Genomic DNA, 15,596 nt, shown 5'->3' with positions numbered 1-15,596 from the left:
GCGGGGGAGGTCCCGGCCGGGAGGGGGTTGAGAGGATGACGGCATGCTCGCTCCGTTCCGGCCGCGCCTTCGCGCCGTCGTCCTCACCCGCTGGCTGCACCTGGTCATGGCCTGTGTGGTCGGCACGCTCTTCGCGTTCGTCACCCCCGGGCTCGCGCGCATGAATGACACGCGTGGTCTGTGGCTGCTGGTGCTGCCGCTGCCGTTCCTGTTCGCCGCCGCGACGATCCCGGGCGTGCGGCTCTCCGAGGGCACACAAGCCCGTCTGCTGCTCTTCCCCCACGCCCGGGACGGCCGGCCGCCGGCGGTCGCCGCGAGCGCGTCCGTCTCCTGGGGCGACCGGTGGCGCACGGGGCTGTGGATGGCCCTGCGCTACGAACTGGGCATGCTGACGGCGTTCCTGAGCGTGCATCTGCCGTTCCTCGCCGCGGCGCTCGTCGCGCCGGCCCGGGGTACCATGCCGCCCGCGAAGCCGCCGGTCTGGCCGTCCGCGCTGTGGCCCTCCGGCGGCGGCGCGTGGCACGCGGCGCTCGCCCCGCTGCCCCTGGCGGCCCTGGTGGTGTTCGTCGTCGCGGCCGGTGCCCTGACGGCCGGGGCCGCCCGGCGGTTGCTCGGGCCGTCGGCGGCCGAGCGGATCGCCGCGCTGGAGGAGCGCACGGACCGGCTGCTGGAACACAACCGGCTCGCCCGGGAGTTGCACGACTCCGTCGGGCACGCCCTGACCGTGGCCGTGGTGCAGGCGGGCGCGGCGCGGGCGGCGGGGTCCGAGGAGTTCACCCGGCTGGCGCTGACCGCCATCGAGGAGACCGGGCGGCACGCGCTGGAGGATCTGGAGCGGGTCCTGCGGACCCTGCGGGAGGACGCCCCCGGACCCGGCGACCGCCCGACCCTCGCCGACACCGAGCGGCTGCTGACGGCGGCCCGGGGTTCCGGCGCCCAGGTCACGGCGGAGGTGACCGGCCCGCTGGAGGCCGTACCGGGCCCGGTGTCCCGCGAGGGCTATCGCATCGTGCAGGAGGCGCTGACCAATGTGGTGCGGCACGCGGGTCCGGTGCCGGTGTCCGTACGGATCGCGGTACGGGAGGGGACCCTGGAGCTGGACATCCGCAATCCGCTGCCGTCGTGCCCGGTGGCGGCCGGCGGCCTGGGCGGCGGCAGCGGGCTGCGGGGGATCCGGGAGCGGGCGGCGCTGCTCGGCGGGCGGGCGGAGACCGGTGAGCACGACGGCGGTTGGCGGGTACGGGCGCTGCTGCCGGTGCCCGGGACCGCGCCCCGGGGACCCCGGCTCGGCAAGGGCGGCAAGGGCGGAAGGGACGGACAGGGCGGAAGGGGCGGAGAAGGTGGAAGGGGCGGAGAGGAGTGGCGGGGGGAATGGCCCTCGCCCGCCGCGTCCTAAGGTGATCCGATGCCGATAACCGTCCTGCTCGTCGACGACGAACCCCTCGTCCGCGCCGGTCTCCGCGCGGTCCTCACCGCCCAGCCCGACATCGAGGTCGTCGGCGAGGCCGCCGACGGTGCCGCCGTCCTGCCCCTGGTGCGGTCCCTGCGGCCGGACCTCGTGGCCATGGACGTCCGGATGCCCCTGATGGACGGCATCGAGGCGACCCGGCTCGTGCTCCGCACGGTGGACCCGCCGCCGAAGATCATGGTCGTGACGACGTTCGAGAACGACGACTACGTCTACGACGCGCTGCGCGCCGGGGCGAACGGCTTCCTGCTCAAGCGGGCCGCCCCCGCGGAGATCGTGCGGGCGGTGCGGACGGTGGCCGCCGGGGACTCGCTGCTCTTCCCGGCGGCGCTGCGCGGGCTCGCGGCGGCGCGCGGCAACGAGCGGGCCCGCGCCGCGATGGAGCGGGCGGGGCTGACGACCCGGGAGGAGGACGTCCTGCGGCTGATGACGCGCGGGATGTCCAATCCGGAGATCGCGCGGAGCCTGCTGCTGGGCACCGAGACGGTGAAGTCGCACGTCAGCGCGGTCCTCGCGAAGCTGGGTGCGCGGGACCGCACCCAGGCGGTGATCGCCGCGTACGAGTCGGGATTCGTCTCCCCGGGGTGACGGCGCGGCGCGGTCCCGGACCTCGCCGCCCCGGCCGCCACCCGATACGATCCCGCCAGACAGCAAAGAGCGCGCAAAGCGGCGCGGAACGAGGAGGCGGCACGTTGGGGCGGCTCACCGGTGGGGACCCGTCCCTGCTGCGGCGGATCAATTCGGCCGTGGTGCTGCACGCGCTGCGCACGGCGGCTCCGGCCGCCTCCCCGACGCTCACGGACCTGGTGAAGGTGACGGGGCTGTCCCGGCCGACCGTGGAGGGCGTGGTCGAGGGGCTGATCGACGCCGGTCTGGTGGTCGAGGCAGCCGCCGAGGAGGGCGAGGCGCGGCGCCAGGGGCGTCCGGCGCGGCGCTTCCGGTTCCGCCGGGAGGCCGGTCATCTGCTGGGCATCGAGATCGGGCCGCACCGGATCGCCGCCCTGATGGCGGACCTGGGCGGCCGGGTGACGGGCTCGGCGGCCCAGGAGATCGCGGCGACGGCACCGGCGGACGAGCGGCTGGACGTGGTCCTGGCCACCGTCTCCGACCTGTTGCGGCGTTCGGGCGTGCCGCGCGGCCAGCTGCGCGCGGTGGGTGTGGCCACGCCCGGCATCGTCGAGGCCGACGGGACCGTGCGGCTGGGCACGGCGCTGCCGGGGTGGACCGGACTGCCGCTCGGTGAGCGGTTGCGGCGCTCGTTCCGATGTCCGGTCCTGGTGGAGAACGACGCGAACGCCGCCGCGGTGGCGGAGCACTGGAAGGGCGCGGCCACGGCCTCGGACGACGTGGTGTTCGTGCTGGCGGGGCTGAGCCCGGGGGCCGGGTCGCTGATCGGCGGCCGGCTGCACCGGGGGTACGGGGGCGCGGCCGGTGAGATCGGCGCGCTGCACCTGCTGGGCCGGGAGGCCACCCCGGAGGAGGTCCTCTCCACGACGGGCGAGCCGCTGCACCCGCTGGACGAGGCGCAGGTGGCACGGGTCTTCGCGCTGGCCAGGGCCGGGGACGAGCGGGCCGAGGCGGCGGTGGAGCGCTTTATGCGGCGGCTGGTGCACGACGTGGCCGCGCTGGTGCTGGCGCTCGACCCCGAGCTGGTCGTGGTGGGCGGCTGGGCGGCCGGTCTGAGCGGGGTCCTGGGCCCGCTCCGCGCCGAGCTGGCCCGCTACTGCCTGCGTCCGCCGCAGGTGGTGCAGTCGCTGCTGGGCGAGGCGGCGGTGGCGACGGGCGCGCTGCGGCTGGCCCTCGACCATGTGGAGGAGCAGCTGTTCGCGGTGGAGAGCACGGTGACGGCCCGCCGCTGAGCGGTCCATGGGACCGCGGCGACGGGGACGGTCCCGGTGCGGACCGGGCGTGCGGGTCCCGGCGCGCCCGGGACCTGACGACCGTCACGGGACGGTGGGGAACCCACCGGCCGGACGGCGGGCCCGTGTCCCGGCGCCCGGCCGATGCGGGACACGGGCCCGGCGGACCGACGGCCGGACGCGGCCACGGCACGGGAACGCCACGACGGGTGGGCGAAACCGGGCCGGCCTGCGAGGCCCGGGTGCCCGGCAGGGGCGGTACCGGCGCCCACGGCCCGGCCGTCAAAGGTGCCGGGCCTACGAGCGGTCCCGCGTTCCGGCACGGGAACGCCACGACGCGGGAGGCGGCACCGGCCCCCGTGAGGCCCGGGGGCCGGCGACCGGGGCCTGGCCGGCAGCGGGCCCCGCGCCGGGGGCGTCCGGGGTGGGGACACCGGACGTGACGCGCGCCTGCGGGCCGGCCCGCCGGGCGTCAGCCCGCCAGGAGTTGCACGCCCGCGTCGCCGAAGGTCAGCCGGCAGGTGTCCGCGCGGTAGGTGGCCACGGCGACGGCCGCGGTGCGGCCGGCCGCGATGTAGCGGGTGGTGACGAGGAGGACGGGCGCGCCGGGCAGCCGGTCGAGCTCCTTGGCGTCGTCGGCGCGGGCGGAACCGAGCTCGACGGACTGGTCCTGGCCCTCCAGCGGCAGGCGCTGGAGTTCGCGGAGCACCAGGCGGGCGCGGGCCGGGCCGGTCGGGACGTCGATGCCGGTGAGGCCGGGCACGGAGCGCGCCGGGACGTACAGCAGCTCGGCGGCGACGGGCTGGCCGTGGCTGCGGCGGATGCGGCGGACGGTGTGCGCGACCTCGTCGGGTGCGGTGTCGAGGAGCCGGGCGACGGCCGCGGGCGGGACCGCCGCGACGTTGTCGACGGGCTCCCACGTCTCGGTGCCGGGCCAGGTCTGGCCGGTGTCGCCGACGGCGACGCCCACCCGGGGCGGGGCGACGGTGGTGCCGACGCCGCGGCGGCGCTGGAGGCGCCCTTCCAGTTCGAGCTGTTCGAGGGCTTGCCGGAGCGTGGCCCTCGCGACGCCGAAGCGGGCCGCGAGCTCGCGCTCGTTCGGCAGGATCTCGCCCACGGCGAACTCGGAGTCGAGTGCGTCGGTGAGCACGGTCTTCAGGTGCCAGTACTTCGGCTCCGGCACCGGTTCCAGCTGCGTGGTCCCCACCCTGATCCTCCGCAAAGGCTTTTCGCGCGCTTCTTTATTAAAGGTTGTTGCAGTATGCCTGCGACCATAGGACGGCGCACAGACTTGGTCAAGACCAATGCCTTTCCTTCCCCGGAGGGTCGGATACGGTCATTGATCATCCGATGGTGCGACAAGGAGTGTGCGCATGGGCCGGGTCACCGTAGTGACGGGCGGCAGCAGGGGCATCGGCGCGGCGGTGGCGCTGCGACTGGCCCGGGACGGCCACGCCGTCGGCATCGGCTACGAGCGGGCGCGGGACGCCGCCGAGGCGACGGCCGAGGCGGTGCGCGCCGAGGGCGTCGGCTGTGTGGCCGTACGGGTCGACACCAGTGTCGAGAGCGAGGTCGACGCCTTCTTCGACGAGGTGCGGGAGGAACTGGGCCCGGTCACCGGGCTGGTGAACAACGCGGGGATCACCGGCCTGCTGGGCCGGTTCACGGAGACGCCCGTGGAGCGGATACGCCGGGTCGTGGACGTCAATGTGACGGGCGCGCTGATCTGCGCCCGGCGCGCGGCCCTGGAGCTGTCGACCCGTCACGGCGGACCGGGCGGGGCGATCGTGAACATCTCCTCGGGCGCCGCCACGCTGGGCTCCCCCGGTGAGTACGTGCACTACGCGGCGAGCAAGGCGGCCGTGGACGCGATGACGGTGGGCCTGTCCAAGGAGCTGGCCGCGGAGGGCGTCCGCGTCAACTCCGTACAGCCCGGGATGATCGTCACCGACATCCACGCGGCGATGGGCGACCCGGAGCGGCCGTGGCGGGACTCCGGCCGGGTGCCGATGGGCCGGCCGGGCGAGCCGGAGGAGGTGGCCGGGGCGGTCGCCTGGCTGCTGTCCCCGGAGGCGTCGTACACCACCGGGGCCGTCCTGCGGGTGGCCGGCGGGCTGTGACCGGCGGGCGCGGCCTATGGGAGGAGCCCCGTGAGCTTGTCGGGATTGCGCTGGAGGTAGACGGCCGTGACGCGGCCGTCGGCCACGTCGAGGGCGAGGACGGTGTCCGGGCGGCCCTGTGACAGGACGAGCAGCGCCGGACCGCCGTTGATCTCCAGGAAGCGGTACTCGTACGCGGGCCGGTCCGTCTCCGCCACGGCGAGGAGGAAGCGCCCGACCTTGTCGGCGGACTCGATGACGCGCAGGGGCCCCTTGGCCTTGCCGCCGCTGTCGCCGACCAGGCGCACGTCGGGGGCGAGGAGCTCCATCATCCGTTCGATGCTGCCGCCGGTGGCGGCGGCGAGGAAGCGCTCGGTGAGGTCGCGCCGGAGGGCCGGGTCCACGGTGTAGCGCGGTCGGCGCTCCTCGACGTGGCGGCGGGCCCGGCCGGCGAGCTGGCGGACGGCCGGCTCCGAGCGGTCGAGGGCCTCGGCGATCTCGTGGTGGGGGAAGCCGAAGGCCTCGCGGAGCACGAAGACCGCGCGCTCCAGCGGGGAGAGGGACTCCAGGACGACGAGCACGGCGAGCGAGACGGAGTCGGCCAGCACGGCCCGCTCGGCGGTGTCGGGCACGGTCGTGGCGAGGTCGGTGACGACCGGCTCCGGGAGCCAGGGCCCGGTGTACGCCTCGCGGCGGACCCGCGCCTGCCGGAGCCGGTCGAGGGCCAGCCGGGTGGTGATCCGTACGAGATAGGCGCGGGTGTCGCGCACGTCGTCGCGGTCGGCGGCGGACCAGCGCAGCCACGCCTCCTGGACGACGTCCTCGGCGTCCGCGGAGCCGCCGAGCATCCGGTAGGCCACTCCGGTCAGGAGGGAGCGGTGCTCCTCGAAGGCGTCCAGGACTGTCTCACGTGCGGTCACGGTCCCATCCCAGCGGAACGGATGCGCGCTTGTCCAGACGGGCCCCGGCCAGGCCGCCGCGCCCGGAACCGGACCCCGTGCCGCACGGGGTCTACCCAGCGGTAACCGTTGCTGACATCCTGTCTAAAACCTGTCGCGGACGACGGATCACGAGCGGACGACGAGGAGCCTCCATGGCCGACACGGTCGCCTTCCCCATCGGCACCCCCAACGGGACACGCACGGTCGAGGTGTCCTACGAGCGGCACGGCGGCGGGGAACCCCTCGTCCTGCTGCACGGCATCGGCCACCACCTCCAGGCCTGGGACCCGGTCACCGCGGTCCTCGCCGCCGAGCGCGACGTCATCGCCGTCGACCTGCCGGGCTTCGGCCGCTCCCCCGCCCTGGCCGACGGCATCCCCTACGACCTCGCGCACGTGGTGCCCGTCCTGGGCGCCCTGTTCGAGGCGCTGGACCTCGACCGACCGCACGTGGCGGGCAACTCCCTGGGCGGGCTGCTCGCCCTGCTGCTGGGCCGCGACAAGCTCGTCCGGAGCGTCACGGCGCTCTCCCCCGGCGGCTTCTGGACCGAGGCCGAGCGCCGCTACGCCTTCACCGTGCTGCGCGCGATGCGGGCCGGCGCCGTGACCCTGCCGCCGCGGACCGTCGCCCGGCTGGCCGGCACGGCCGCGGGCCGGGCGGCGCTCACCGGCTCCATCTACGCCCGGCCCGGCCACCGTTCGCCCGACGCGGTGATCGCCGAGACCCGGGCGCTGCGCGAGGCCACCGGGTTCGCCGCCACCCTCGCCGCCGGCCGCCGGGTGCTGTTCACCGACGACGTGCCGGACGTCCCGGTGACCGTCGCCTGGGGCACCGCCGACCGGGTGCTGCTGCGCCGCCAGGGCGTCCGCGCCAAGAAGGTGATCCCCGGCGCCCGGCTGGTGCGGCTGCCCGGCTGCGGTCATGTGCCGATGAACGACGACCCGGCGCTGGTGGCGCGGGTCATCCTGGACACGTCACGCTGACGCGTTCAGGCCGGGGGGCGCGGCGCGGGGGTGTTGCCCGGCGCGGCGGAGTTGGACCAGTCACGGGTGGAGAGCACCAGGCGGTAGCCGTCGGGGTCCTCCACCGTGACGCCCCAGGTGTCCCAGTAGGGGTTGTGGGCCGGGACGCGCTTCCCGCCGTGCGCCTCCAGCCGCTCGACCAGCTCGGGCGGCACCTCCCCCGCGACGTAGACGACGAGCAGGTCCTCCACGGTCGGCACGGGCTCCGTGAACTCATGGGCGGAGACGACCAGTTCGAGGTGCCAGGAGGCGTTCGGCCAGCCGAGCATCAGCAGCGAGTGGGCCTCCTCGGGCGGCGCGTCCGCGGTGGCCTCGTGGCGGAAGAGCACGGACAGGCCGAGCCCTTCGGTCCAGAAGCGTTCGGCGGCGGCGAGATCGCGGGACGGGCGGGCGATGCGCACATGGGCGTGTCCGTCGGCGGGCACGGCTTCCCCCTCTTCCTGGCTCTGTCCGGCTCTACGTGGCTTACCTGGCTCTTCTTGGCCCGGCACACCCGCTGTTCACGGTGTGTTCCGTTGCCGGGCATGTGCCGCCGATAGTAACGAGGAGGCGGCCGGGGCCGGTGTGGCGGGCCGGACACAGGAGGTTGGTTCATGGCATACGGATCCGGGCCCTCGGTCGGCCGGCGTACGGTGCTGCGGAGCTCGGCCGCGACGGCGGCCTCGGTGGCCTCGGTGGCCTCGGCAGGTGGAGTGCTGTCCGCGACCGCGGTCCCCGCGCTGGCGCTCGGCGGCCGGCCGTCGGCAGGCTGGGGCGTACAGGCCGGTGAGGTGACGACGTCCTCCGGTCTGATCTGGGTGCGCTCGGACCGCCCCGCCCGGATGATCGTAGAGACCTCGGCGACCGAGTCGTTCCGCCGGGTGCGCCGCTGGACCGGCCCGCTCGTCGGCCCGGACACCGACTTCACCGGCCGCACGGCGCTGCGCGGCCTGCCGCCGGGCGAGCAGGTGCACTACCGGGTCACGCTCGCCGACCCGGACGACCCGCGGCGCACCTCCCAACCAGTGCGCGGCACCTTCCGCACGGCCCCCGAGCGCCGCCGTGACGTGCGCTTCCTCTGGTCGGGCGACCTGGCCGGGCAGGGCTGGGGCATCAACCCCGACCTCGGCGGCTACCGCATCTACGAGCACATGCGCCGGCTGGACCCGGACTTCTTCCTGTGCGGCGGCGACAACATCTACGCCGACAGCCCGATCCCGCCGACCGTCGCGCTGCCCGGCGGGGGCGTCTGGCGGAACGTCACCACCGAGGAGAAGTCCAAGGTCGCCGAGACGCTCGCGGAGTTCCGCGGCGCCTTCCGGTACAACCTCCTGGACGAGAACCTCCGGCGCTTCAACGCCCAGGTCCCCTCGGTCGTCCAGTGGGACGACCACGAGGTGCGCAACAACTGGTACCCGGGCCAGATCCTGGACGACGCGCGCTACACCGAGAAGAACGTGGATGTCCTCGCCGCCCGGTCGGTGCGCGCCTTCGGCGAGTACTTCCCCCTCTCGGCCCGCCGCCCGGACGGCGACGGCCGCCTCTACCGGGTGCTGCGGCACGGCCCGCTGCTGGACGTCTTCGTCCTCGACATGCGCACCTACCGCAACGCCAACTCCCCCAACCGGCGGCCCGACGACGCCCAGGGCATCCTGGGCGCCCGTCAGCTGGCCTGGCTCAAGCGCGAGCTGGCGGCGTCCCGGGCGGTGTGGAAGGTGATCGCCGCCGACATGCCGCTGGGCCTGGTGGTCCCGGACGGCCCGGCGAACTTCGAGGCGGTGGCCCAGGGCGACCCCGGGGCGCCGCTGGGCCGCGAGCTCCAGATCGCTGAGCTGCTGCGGCACATCAAGCACCGCCGGATCACGGGCACGCTCTGGCTGACGGCGGACGTGCACTACACCTCGGCGCAGCACTACGACCCGGCGCGGGCGGCGTTCAAGGACTTCGCGCCGTTCTGGGAGTTCGTGTCGGGCCCGCTGAACGCGGGCGGCTTCCCGGCGAACGCCCTGGACGCGACCTTCGGCCCCGAACGGGTCTTCCTCAAGGCCCCCGCCACGGCGAACGTCCCGCCCGGCCGGGACAGCCAGTTCTTCGGCGAGGTCGCCATCGCCGGCGACGGCGCCGAGCTGACCGTACGGCTGCGTGACGAGACGGGCGCGGTGCTGTTCACCAAGGTGCTCCAGCCGGGGCGCGTCGGACAGTGACGCCCCGGGGTGCCGGTGGGAAGGTGGGAACGGCCCAGCGGTGCGAGCGGGAGGTCCGGCGTCATGGCCGAGCAGGTGGATGTCGTCGTCATCGGCATGGGGCCGGGCGGTGAGCACGTGGCCGGGCGGCTGGCCGAGGCCGGGCTGAGCGTGGTCGGCGTCGAGGCGGAGCTGGTCGGCGGCGAGTGCCCGTACTGGGGGTGCGTGCCCAGCAAGATGATGATCCGGGCCGGGAACCTGCTCGCGGAGGCCCGCCGGGTGCCCGGCATGGCCGGGGCGGCGCGGGTCGAGCCGGACTGGGCGCCGGTGGCCCGCCGGATCCGGGACGAGGCCACGGACGACTGGAACGACCAGGTGGCCGCCGACCGTTTCACCGGCAAGGGCGGCCGGCTGGCCCGCGGGCGCGGCAGGCTGGCGGGCCCCGGCCGGGTGGTGGTGGACGGCCCCGGCGGCGGCGAGTTCCAGGCCCGGCTCGGGGTGGTCCTCGCGACGGGCACCAAGCCCTCGGTACCGCCGGTGCCGGGCCTGGCCGGGGTGCCGTTCTGGACCAACCGGGACGCGATCGCCGCGAAAGAGCCGCCGCGCTCGCTGACCGTCCTCGGCGGGGGCGCGATCGGGCTGGAGCTCGCCCAGGTCTTCGCCCGCTTCGGCACCCACGTCGAGGTCGTGGAGGCGATGGACGGGCTGCTCCCCGCGGAGGAGCCCGAGGCGGGCGAGCTGCTGATGAAGGTCCTGCGCCGGGACGGCGTGGTGGTGCGGACGGCGGCCCGGGCCACCGGGGTACGCCACCACGGCGACACCTTCACCGTCACCCTGGAAAGCGGCAACGACGTCACGGCCGACCAACTGCTGGTGGCCACGGGCCGCCGCGTGGACCTCACGGACCTGGGCCTGGAGACCGTCGGGCTGGACCCCGCAGCCCGCGCCCTGCCCGTGGACAGCCGACTGCTTGCGGCACCTGCCCTGTGGGGCGTCGGAGATGTGACCGGGCACGGGGCCTTCACCCATGTGGCGATGTACGAGGCGGAGATCGTGGTGCGAGCGGTCCTCGGCGACCCGGGACCGGCCGCGGACTACCGCGCCCTGCCGAGGGTGACCTTCACCGACCCGGAGGTCGGGGCGGTGGGCCTGACGGAGAAACAGGCCCGGGACAAGGGCCTGCGGGTGCGCACGGGCCTGGCCCAGCTGCCGCCCTCGGCACGCGGCTGGATCCACAAGGCGGGCAACGAGGGCCTGGTGAAGCTGGTCGAGGACGTGGACCGCGGAGTCCTCGTCGGAGCCACCACGATCGGGCCGGCGGGCGGCGAGGTGATGTACGGCCTGGCGGTGGCGGTACAGGCCGGCGTGCCGGTCGAGGCGCTGCGGCACATGATCTACGCCTATCCGACCTTCCACCGGTGTGTGGAGGAGGCGCTGGCCGGCCTCCGCTCGGGTGACACCGCGGAGTAGGGCGGGGGCTGCGGTCGGGGAGCACGACCGGAGCACACGGTCCAGTGATCGGCGCCGAGGGCGCTGGCGAAATGCGGCGGCCCCTTCGCTTCTCAGACGGTGAGAGCCGCCCTTGTCACTTCCGTCACCAATAAATCTACACGAGCTACGCGTACGAATCGCCCTGCGTGGAGGCGTCCTCAATCGCCCCGAATCGAACATTCGCGTCGCCCGCGAGAGCGTCCAGTGCACGCTGAAGGCGTTCGGCTACCACAGCGGCGGGGTCGTCGGCGTCCCGCGGCATCGGCTCGGCGGCCACTGCTGCCGCCAGGACCTCCGGAGCCACCAGAGCGCCCGCGACAGCTTCAGCCGCACGCTTGCACACCGGATGCCGTGCGGGCAGCCGATAGGCCGCCGCCCGCACGGAGACGGGCAGCGCGGCCCGGAACCGAACCCACGCCCGGTCGCCGCTCCCCTGGAGAATCACCTCTCCTTCCATCCCACCCTCGCGCACGCGGACAGCGACTGTACGGACGGCATCAACCATCAACGTGTCACCACGTGTAGGACGTGTCGCTTCCGCACGTGCGGAAGGCTGTGGCGTTACGTGCGGAACGCTGGAGGCGTTACGTGCGGAAGGTTCGCCCCCCGCAGCCTCGCCTGAACGTTCCGCACGTGCGGAAGGTGCGGAGGGCTCCGAACGTTCCGCACGTGCGGACGGATGGGCACCCCGGCGCTCTTCGTTGGCGATGCGCCGACGGTCGTCGCGCAGTACGTCGAGACACGCCTGCCAGTCGGGGCGGTCACCCAAGGGAAAGGTCAGGCGGTACCCGCGCTGGAGGCCCTTGGCCGTGCGGTTGATGACGATGAGCCCGGCAGCCTCGGCGGCGGCGTAGAAGCGGATGACCGTTTCCTTTGAGGTCCGGGTGAACGTGGCGACGGTCGGGACTGACGGCGGGGTCTTGACGTTCACGCCGTCGGCGTCGCACTTGTCGCCGAGGTAGAGCAGGAAGCCGGTGAAGTCGCCGCCCAGGGAGCGCCACTGACGCTGACCTGCGGAAGCGCGGGGTATCTGGGCCACCCACCGGTTTTCGAGCGCCAGGCGCCACGTGAGCCGTACAGTCTCGGTGGCGGGCGTGGGTGGCATGGGGGTGCTCCTGGTGATGCTGGTCGGCAAGATTTTCGGAACACCTAGAGCGTACGCATAATCCGTGTAAGTTGTCATCCTTGGTGAGTGGCCAGAACCTACACGCTAAAAGTGCCCTATCCTGATGAGTGGAGCCTGCCCCGAGGAGAACCGTCATGCCCGCCGCAACCAGCCCCCAGGGCGACACCACCAGCACCCGGCGCAACTTCTCCGTCGAAGAGGCCGTCTGGGCGGCCGCCCAGGACAAGGCGAAGAACCAGGGCCTAGTCATCACCCGCGCCCTCGAATACCTCCTGGTCGGCTACACCGCAGGCACTATCACCATCACCCCGCCCGCCTTCACCTACGGCCGCGATCGCGTCCGCCGCAGCGCCGACATCACCGACATCACCTGGAATACCGCTGATAACCGGCGCCAGGCTGACGGCCTGCGCTCGATGGCCGCCCTCGTCGAGCTCCTCCTGCGCGGCTACGTCGACGGCACGATCACGCTCACCGTCATCGCCGCCGGCCACGCACGCGACACCGCCGCCCCCGCCGGCCGGGAGGCCACAGCATGAGCAACACGCCCGCCGAGCCGCCGCAGCGCCCCGCGATCACCACCGGCATCGCCGCCACGATCCGGGAACTCGCCGCTCTCGAAGACCGCCCGCCGGAGACCTCACCGTCGGGTACACCACGGGCGCGCTGAAGATCCCGGACGGACCGATCGACGCCAGCACCTGAGGCTTCTTCGACGATCTCACCGATCTCGCCAAGTGTCTGCTGCACCCGAGTACTGTCCTGGTTCACCTCACGCCGCTCGTCCTCCTCGCCTCATTGCGTGCGTGGCCTCACTCTTCGTCGCGGCCGTCGTCATCCTGATCGTCGGCAGGCTGAGCGTGGACCCAGCGATGCGGATGCGACGGACCCGTTGCCGGACTCGCTGCGAGGTCGTCGTCCCGTCGCCGTCGTCCATGGACGACGTTGGGGGCGGCGACAGCATGGGAGCGCGCTGGTGTCCTGCCACAAGCCTTCATCGTCGAACCTGGAGCGCTCGACCAGTGTCCTGAGGGGGCTGTCAGTGGGCGACGAGCGAGCCCGCGGGGAAGAGCGGAGTCACGAGGAATACTTTTGGTCGCCGCCGACACTCCTTGTCGAGCACAGCTAAAGACCGCCACCAGGACGAAGGTCGACCAGAAGTGGTGAGACACGCTCGCCGCGCACCGTGGTCAGTGAGATCACCGCGTGCCCGGCGGGGACAGAGTGAGCCAGTTCGGAGGCCGACCACCGCTCGCGTTCGACCTTCCGTACGGTCACGGATTCTGCGGTGACCGCCCGGCCGGTGACAATACGGCGCACTACGTGGCTCGCGCGGGTGAGTGGTTCATGCGCAATGACCTGCTGGTTGGTCACGTCGCGGGTCTCCACCCACTCCTTGCCCCATACCTCGGCGAATCGTGCGCCCTCCCACGTCGTCACCCCGGCGAAGGCCATTCGGCATCCGACCGATCCGAGCAAGGGGGCGCGCAGAGGCTCCGGAACCTCCTCGAGCGTCCGGATGGTCAGCACTGCGCCCGCGCCGACGGAGCGCAGCCGCTGGATGCCCCGTAGCGCTTCGGCCGTGATGGTGTGCGAGGCGTCGTCCAGCACCAGGGCAGCGAACACCGACCGATCCCTCCGAGCGACCGCGTGCTCGGTGAACTGGGCAAGCACCAGCCGGGTCAGTATCCGCGATGTCTCGGTGTGGCCGCGCGCGGGCAGGTCGATGCGGACACGCAGAGGGTGGTCCAGAGCTCGCAGCGAGAACAAGCGGTCACCTGCGGTGGAGTCGAACAAGGTGGTGAAGGCTGGCCGGTCGAGCAGCGCGATGCGATCAGCAAGCAGCGCCCCCACGTCCCCCGGCCGACTCGACTGCCGCTCCCGCGCGTCCAGCTCCCGCAGTTGCGCATCCTCCCCGGCCTTCTCCAGGGCCGAGCGAAGCGCCCCGAGGGCAGCGGGCGAGCCGTCGAGCAGTTCCCGTAACTCCGGCACAGACGGGAAGCGGCCATGGATGGCGCGGTAAGGGCCGAGGAGCTGTGCCAGAACCGCCGCGGCTCGACGGCTGCCGCCTCCCTCGAGCGCTGTGAGGTCGCCGACCAGGCCCTCCGCGAGCATGCCGGCAGCGGCGTCTGGGTCGGTCGTACCGCCATATAGGTCGAGGCCGTACCGGGAGCCGGTCTCGCCCGTTCGGACGATCACGTCGAAGGCATCGTCGGGTGCGAGCACTGCCCCCGCAGAGCCCACCGCGATGACAGCGGCCTGTCCAGCCAGCGCCTGCAGGCACAGCGACTCCACCACAGGCCGCACCAGGTGGGCCGTCTTGCCGGAGCCGGCCGGTCCGACGGCCACAAGCGAGGTCCCCAGGAGGTCTGGGTCAAGAGCGACGCCGACGCCCCGGTGCTGGTACGGATTACGGACATCCTCCACTGCGGCGCCGATCCGCACCTGGCGCGTCAGAAGGTCGTGCCGGGCGATACGCACGGGCAAATCACGCCCGCCGGACGGATGCCGACAGGCAGCCGCACCCAGGCGCTGCACAGCGTCGATGAACGCAGCGAAGCGTGTTGGATGGATCCGTACCGACTCCCAGGCCCGGGCGATGCGCGCATGGTCAACGTCGCTCATCAACCCCGCGCGCGCTTCCCCGGCCAGTCGGTCGGCGGCAGCGCTGGCAACGCCGCCGGCGGCCCGCAGCTCGGGCCATTCGAGCGGGTCGGCCTCCGGCTTCGGAGCCGGGGCTCGCTGTTCCATGAGGCGGCGAGATGGCGCGAGAACGTACCGGCGCCCGACCTCCTGCCAGCGCCCGAGTCGCCCGAAACCTACAACCAACACAAGTGCGAACAACGCGTAATAGAAGTATGCCGACCAGACAAACAACTCCTGCGAACCGCCTTCCTTCCTCCAGGAGTCGGGGGTGAACAGCAGCAGCGGCCACAGCCAGTAGGAGCCGAGATATCCGTTCCAGCACAGCGACCACACCAACCAACCGCACACCAGCGAGATCAGCGCGCCGCTGACCAACTGACGCCCCGGAATCCGGTCCGGCTCCTCCGGCGGCTTGGGGCGGTACGCGAACTTCCAGGTCCCGGGAGCGACCCCGACCGCGCGCGGGGTCCGCAGCCAGTCGACAAATGCCTCGCCCCTACCACTCATAAGAGGCGGCGCACTCGGCTTCGGTGGCGCGGCCGGGCGCGGCGGCGGATTGGAGCCAATGTCGCGCGGGTCGAATATGCCGTCAGTTTCCATGTGAAGCCCTGCCCCCTGACAACCCGTGATCATGCAGTGTGCACCTCAATGTAGTGTGAACCGTTCCGACTTCTCTGCCGCTCCGTTGTGAGCTAGCAGAGAGGATGGGCGCCATGCCCAAGAAGATTGACTCAACGCTTCGTAGCCAGGCTGTGCGGCTGGTGATGGAGCATCGCGCGGAG

The 15,596-nt window shown here is 73.1% G+C and carries 14 protein-coding genes; 9 read left to right on the top strand and 5 right to left on the bottom strand.

What is annotated here, in order from left to right:
* Positions 1-43: 43 nt before the first annotated feature.
* The 3 genes from LUZ64_RS24925 to LUZ64_RS24915 all read left to right on the top strand — a co-directional run bounded on the left by LUZ64_RS24925 (position 44) and on the right by LUZ64_RS24915 (position 3,327).
* Complete coding sequence (locus LUZ64_RS24925; RefSeq protein WP_095584825.1) at positions 44-1,396, top strand: sensor histidine kinase; 1,353 nt, start codon at positions 44-46, stop codon at positions 1,394-1,396.
* Between the two features lie 9 nt (positions 1,397-1,405).
* Entirely contained in the window at positions 1,406-2,056 is a 651-nt protein-coding gene (locus LUZ64_RS24920; RefSeq protein WP_095584824.1) for a response regulator transcription factor, read from the top strand.
* Between the two features lie 104 nt (positions 2,057-2,160).
* Positions 2,161-3,327 carry an ROK family protein gene (locus tag LUZ64_RS24915; protein WP_095584823.1) on the top strand — a complete coding sequence of 389 codons (1,167 nt, stop codon included), beginning with the start codon at positions 2,161-2,163 and terminating at the stop codon, positions 3,325-3,327.
* A gap of 472 nt (positions 3,328-3,799) precedes the next feature.
* On the opposite strand, the gene LUZ64_RS24910 is transcribed toward LUZ64_RS24915, so the two are convergent.
* A complete protein-coding gene (locus LUZ64_RS24910; RefSeq protein ID WP_095584822.1) occupies positions 3,800-4,534 on the bottom strand; it encodes a GntR family transcriptional regulator in 735 nt (244 codons plus the stop codon).
* A gap of 166 nt (positions 4,535-4,700) precedes the next feature.
* On the opposite strand from LUZ64_RS24910, the gene LUZ64_RS24905 reads away from it, so the two are divergent.
* On the top strand, positions 4,701-5,447 hold the full coding sequence (locus LUZ64_RS24905; RefSeq protein ID WP_095584821.1) for an SDR family oxidoreductase: 747 nt from the start codon (positions 4,701-4,703) through the stop codon (positions 5,445-5,447).
* A 14-nt stretch (positions 5,448-5,461) separates the two neighbouring features.
* Here LUZ64_RS24905 and LUZ64_RS24900 read toward each other — a convergent pair whose 3' ends face one another.
* A complete protein-coding gene (locus LUZ64_RS24900; RefSeq protein WP_211305182.1) occupies positions 5,462-6,346 on the bottom strand; it encodes an RNA polymerase sigma-70 factor in 885 nt (294 codons plus the stop codon).
* A 173-nt stretch (positions 6,347-6,519) separates the two neighbouring features.
* Here LUZ64_RS24900 and LUZ64_RS24895 point away from each other — a divergent pair, with 173 nt between their 5' ends.
* Complete coding sequence (locus LUZ64_RS24895) at positions 6,520-7,350, top strand: alpha/beta fold hydrolase (protein WP_095584819.1); 831 nt, start codon at positions 6,520-6,522, stop codon at positions 7,348-7,350.
* Positions 7,351-7,355: 5 nt separating this feature from the next.
* Here LUZ64_RS24895 and LUZ64_RS24890 read toward each other — a convergent pair whose 3' ends face one another.
* Positions 7,356-7,814 (bottom strand): VOC family protein, encoded by a 459-nt coding sequence (locus LUZ64_RS24890; protein WP_095584818.1) that lies wholly within the window; start codon positions 7,812-7,814, stop codon positions 7,356-7,358.
* Between the two features lie 168 nt (positions 7,815-7,982).
* Between LUZ64_RS24890 and LUZ64_RS24885 the strand changes: the two genes are divergently transcribed.
* Together LUZ64_RS24885 and LUZ64_RS24880 are read left to right on the top strand one after the other, a co-directional pair.
* Positions 7,983-9,572 carry an alkaline phosphatase D family protein gene (locus LUZ64_RS24885; RefSeq protein ID WP_095584817.1) on the top strand — a complete coding sequence of 530 codons (1,590 nt, stop codon included), beginning with the start codon at positions 7,983-7,985 and terminating at the stop codon, positions 9,570-9,572.
* A 63-nt stretch (positions 9,573-9,635) separates the two neighbouring features.
* On the top strand, positions 9,636-11,021 hold the full coding sequence (locus LUZ64_RS24880; RefSeq protein WP_095584816.1) for a dihydrolipoyl dehydrogenase family protein: 1,386 nt from the start codon (positions 9,636-9,638) through the stop codon (positions 11,019-11,021).
* Between the two features lie 145 nt (positions 11,022-11,166).
* Here LUZ64_RS24880 and LUZ64_RS24875 read toward each other — a convergent pair whose 3' ends face one another.
* Positions 11,167-12,147: a hypothetical protein gene (locus tag LUZ64_RS24875; protein WP_143593454.1), complete on the bottom strand. Its 981-nt coding sequence runs from the start codon at positions 12,145-12,147 to the stop codon at positions 11,167-11,169.
* A 155-nt stretch (positions 12,148-12,302) separates the two neighbouring features.
* Between LUZ64_RS24875 and LUZ64_RS24870 the strand changes: the two genes are divergently transcribed.
* Both LUZ64_RS24870 and LUZ64_RS37245 read left to right on the top strand, forming a co-directional pair.
* On the top strand, positions 12,303-12,707 hold the full coding sequence (locus LUZ64_RS24870) for a hypothetical protein (protein WP_095584813.1): 405 nt from the start codon (positions 12,303-12,305) through the stop codon (positions 12,705-12,707).
* Positions 12,704-12,838, top strand: a complete 135-nt coding sequence (locus tag LUZ64_RS37245; protein ID WP_267897238.1) for a hypothetical protein — start codon at positions 12,704-12,706, stop codon at positions 12,836-12,838. The genes LUZ64_RS24870 and LUZ64_RS37245 overlap by 4 nt, the downstream gene beginning before the upstream one ends.
* Before the next feature lie 455 nt (positions 12,839-13,293).
* On the opposite strand, the gene LUZ64_RS24865 is transcribed toward LUZ64_RS37245, so the two are convergent.
* Positions 13,294-15,414, bottom strand: a complete 2,121-nt coding sequence (locus LUZ64_RS24865; RefSeq protein WP_095584861.1) for a type IV secretory system conjugative DNA transfer family protein — start codon at positions 15,412-15,414, stop codon at positions 13,294-13,296.
* Positions 15,415-15,596: the final 182 nt, after the last annotated feature.

It is taken from the genome of Streptomyces albireticuli (assembly GCF_021228125.1).
Taxonomy (GTDB): domain Bacteria; phylum Actinomycetota; class Actinomycetes; order Streptomycetales; family Streptomycetaceae; genus Streptomyces; species Streptomyces albireticuli.
Note: the sequence above shows the minus strand (reverse complement) of the source record. Positions and strands in the feature narration are given on the sequence as shown.

Bases quoted from the DNA above. Each gene is read 5' to 3' on its own strand.
- LUZ64_RS24880 (WP_095584816.1), top strand. From the start codon at position 9,636: ATGGCCGAGCAGGTGGATGTCGTCGTCATCGGCATGGGGCCGGGCGGT.
- LUZ64_RS24875 (WP_143593454.1), bottom strand. From the start codon at position 12,147: ATGCCACCCACGCCCGCCACCGAGACTGTACGGCTCACGTGGCGCCTG.
- LUZ64_RS37245 (WP_267897238.1), top strand. From the start codon at position 12,704: ATGAGCAACACGCCCGCCGAGCCGCCGCAGCGCCCCGCGATCACCACC.
- LUZ64_RS24870 (WP_095584813.1), top strand. From the start codon at position 12,303: ATGCCCGCCGCAACCAGCCCCCAGGGCGACACCACCAGCACCCGGCGC.
- LUZ64_RS24885 (WP_095584817.1), top strand. From the start codon at position 7,983: ATGGCATACGGATCCGGGCCCTCGGTCGGCCGGCGTACGGTGCTGCGG.
- LUZ64_RS24905 (WP_095584821.1), top strand. From the start codon at position 4,701: ATGGGCCGGGTCACCGTAGTGACGGGCGGCAGCAGGGGCATCGGCGCG.
- LUZ64_RS24865 (WP_095584861.1), bottom strand. From the start codon at position 15,414: ATGGAAACTGACGGCATATTCGACCCGCGCGACATTGGCTCCAATCCG.
- LUZ64_RS24920 (WP_095584824.1), top strand. From the start codon at position 1,406: ATGCCGATAACCGTCCTGCTCGTCGACGACGAACCCCTCGTCCGCGCC.
- LUZ64_RS24895 (WP_095584819.1), top strand. From the start codon at position 6,520: ATGGCCGACACGGTCGCCTTCCCCATCGGCACCCCCAACGGGACACGC.
- LUZ64_RS24925 (WP_095584825.1), top strand. From the start codon at position 44: ATGCTCGCTCCGTTCCGGCCGCGCCTTCGCGCCGTCGTCCTCACCCGC.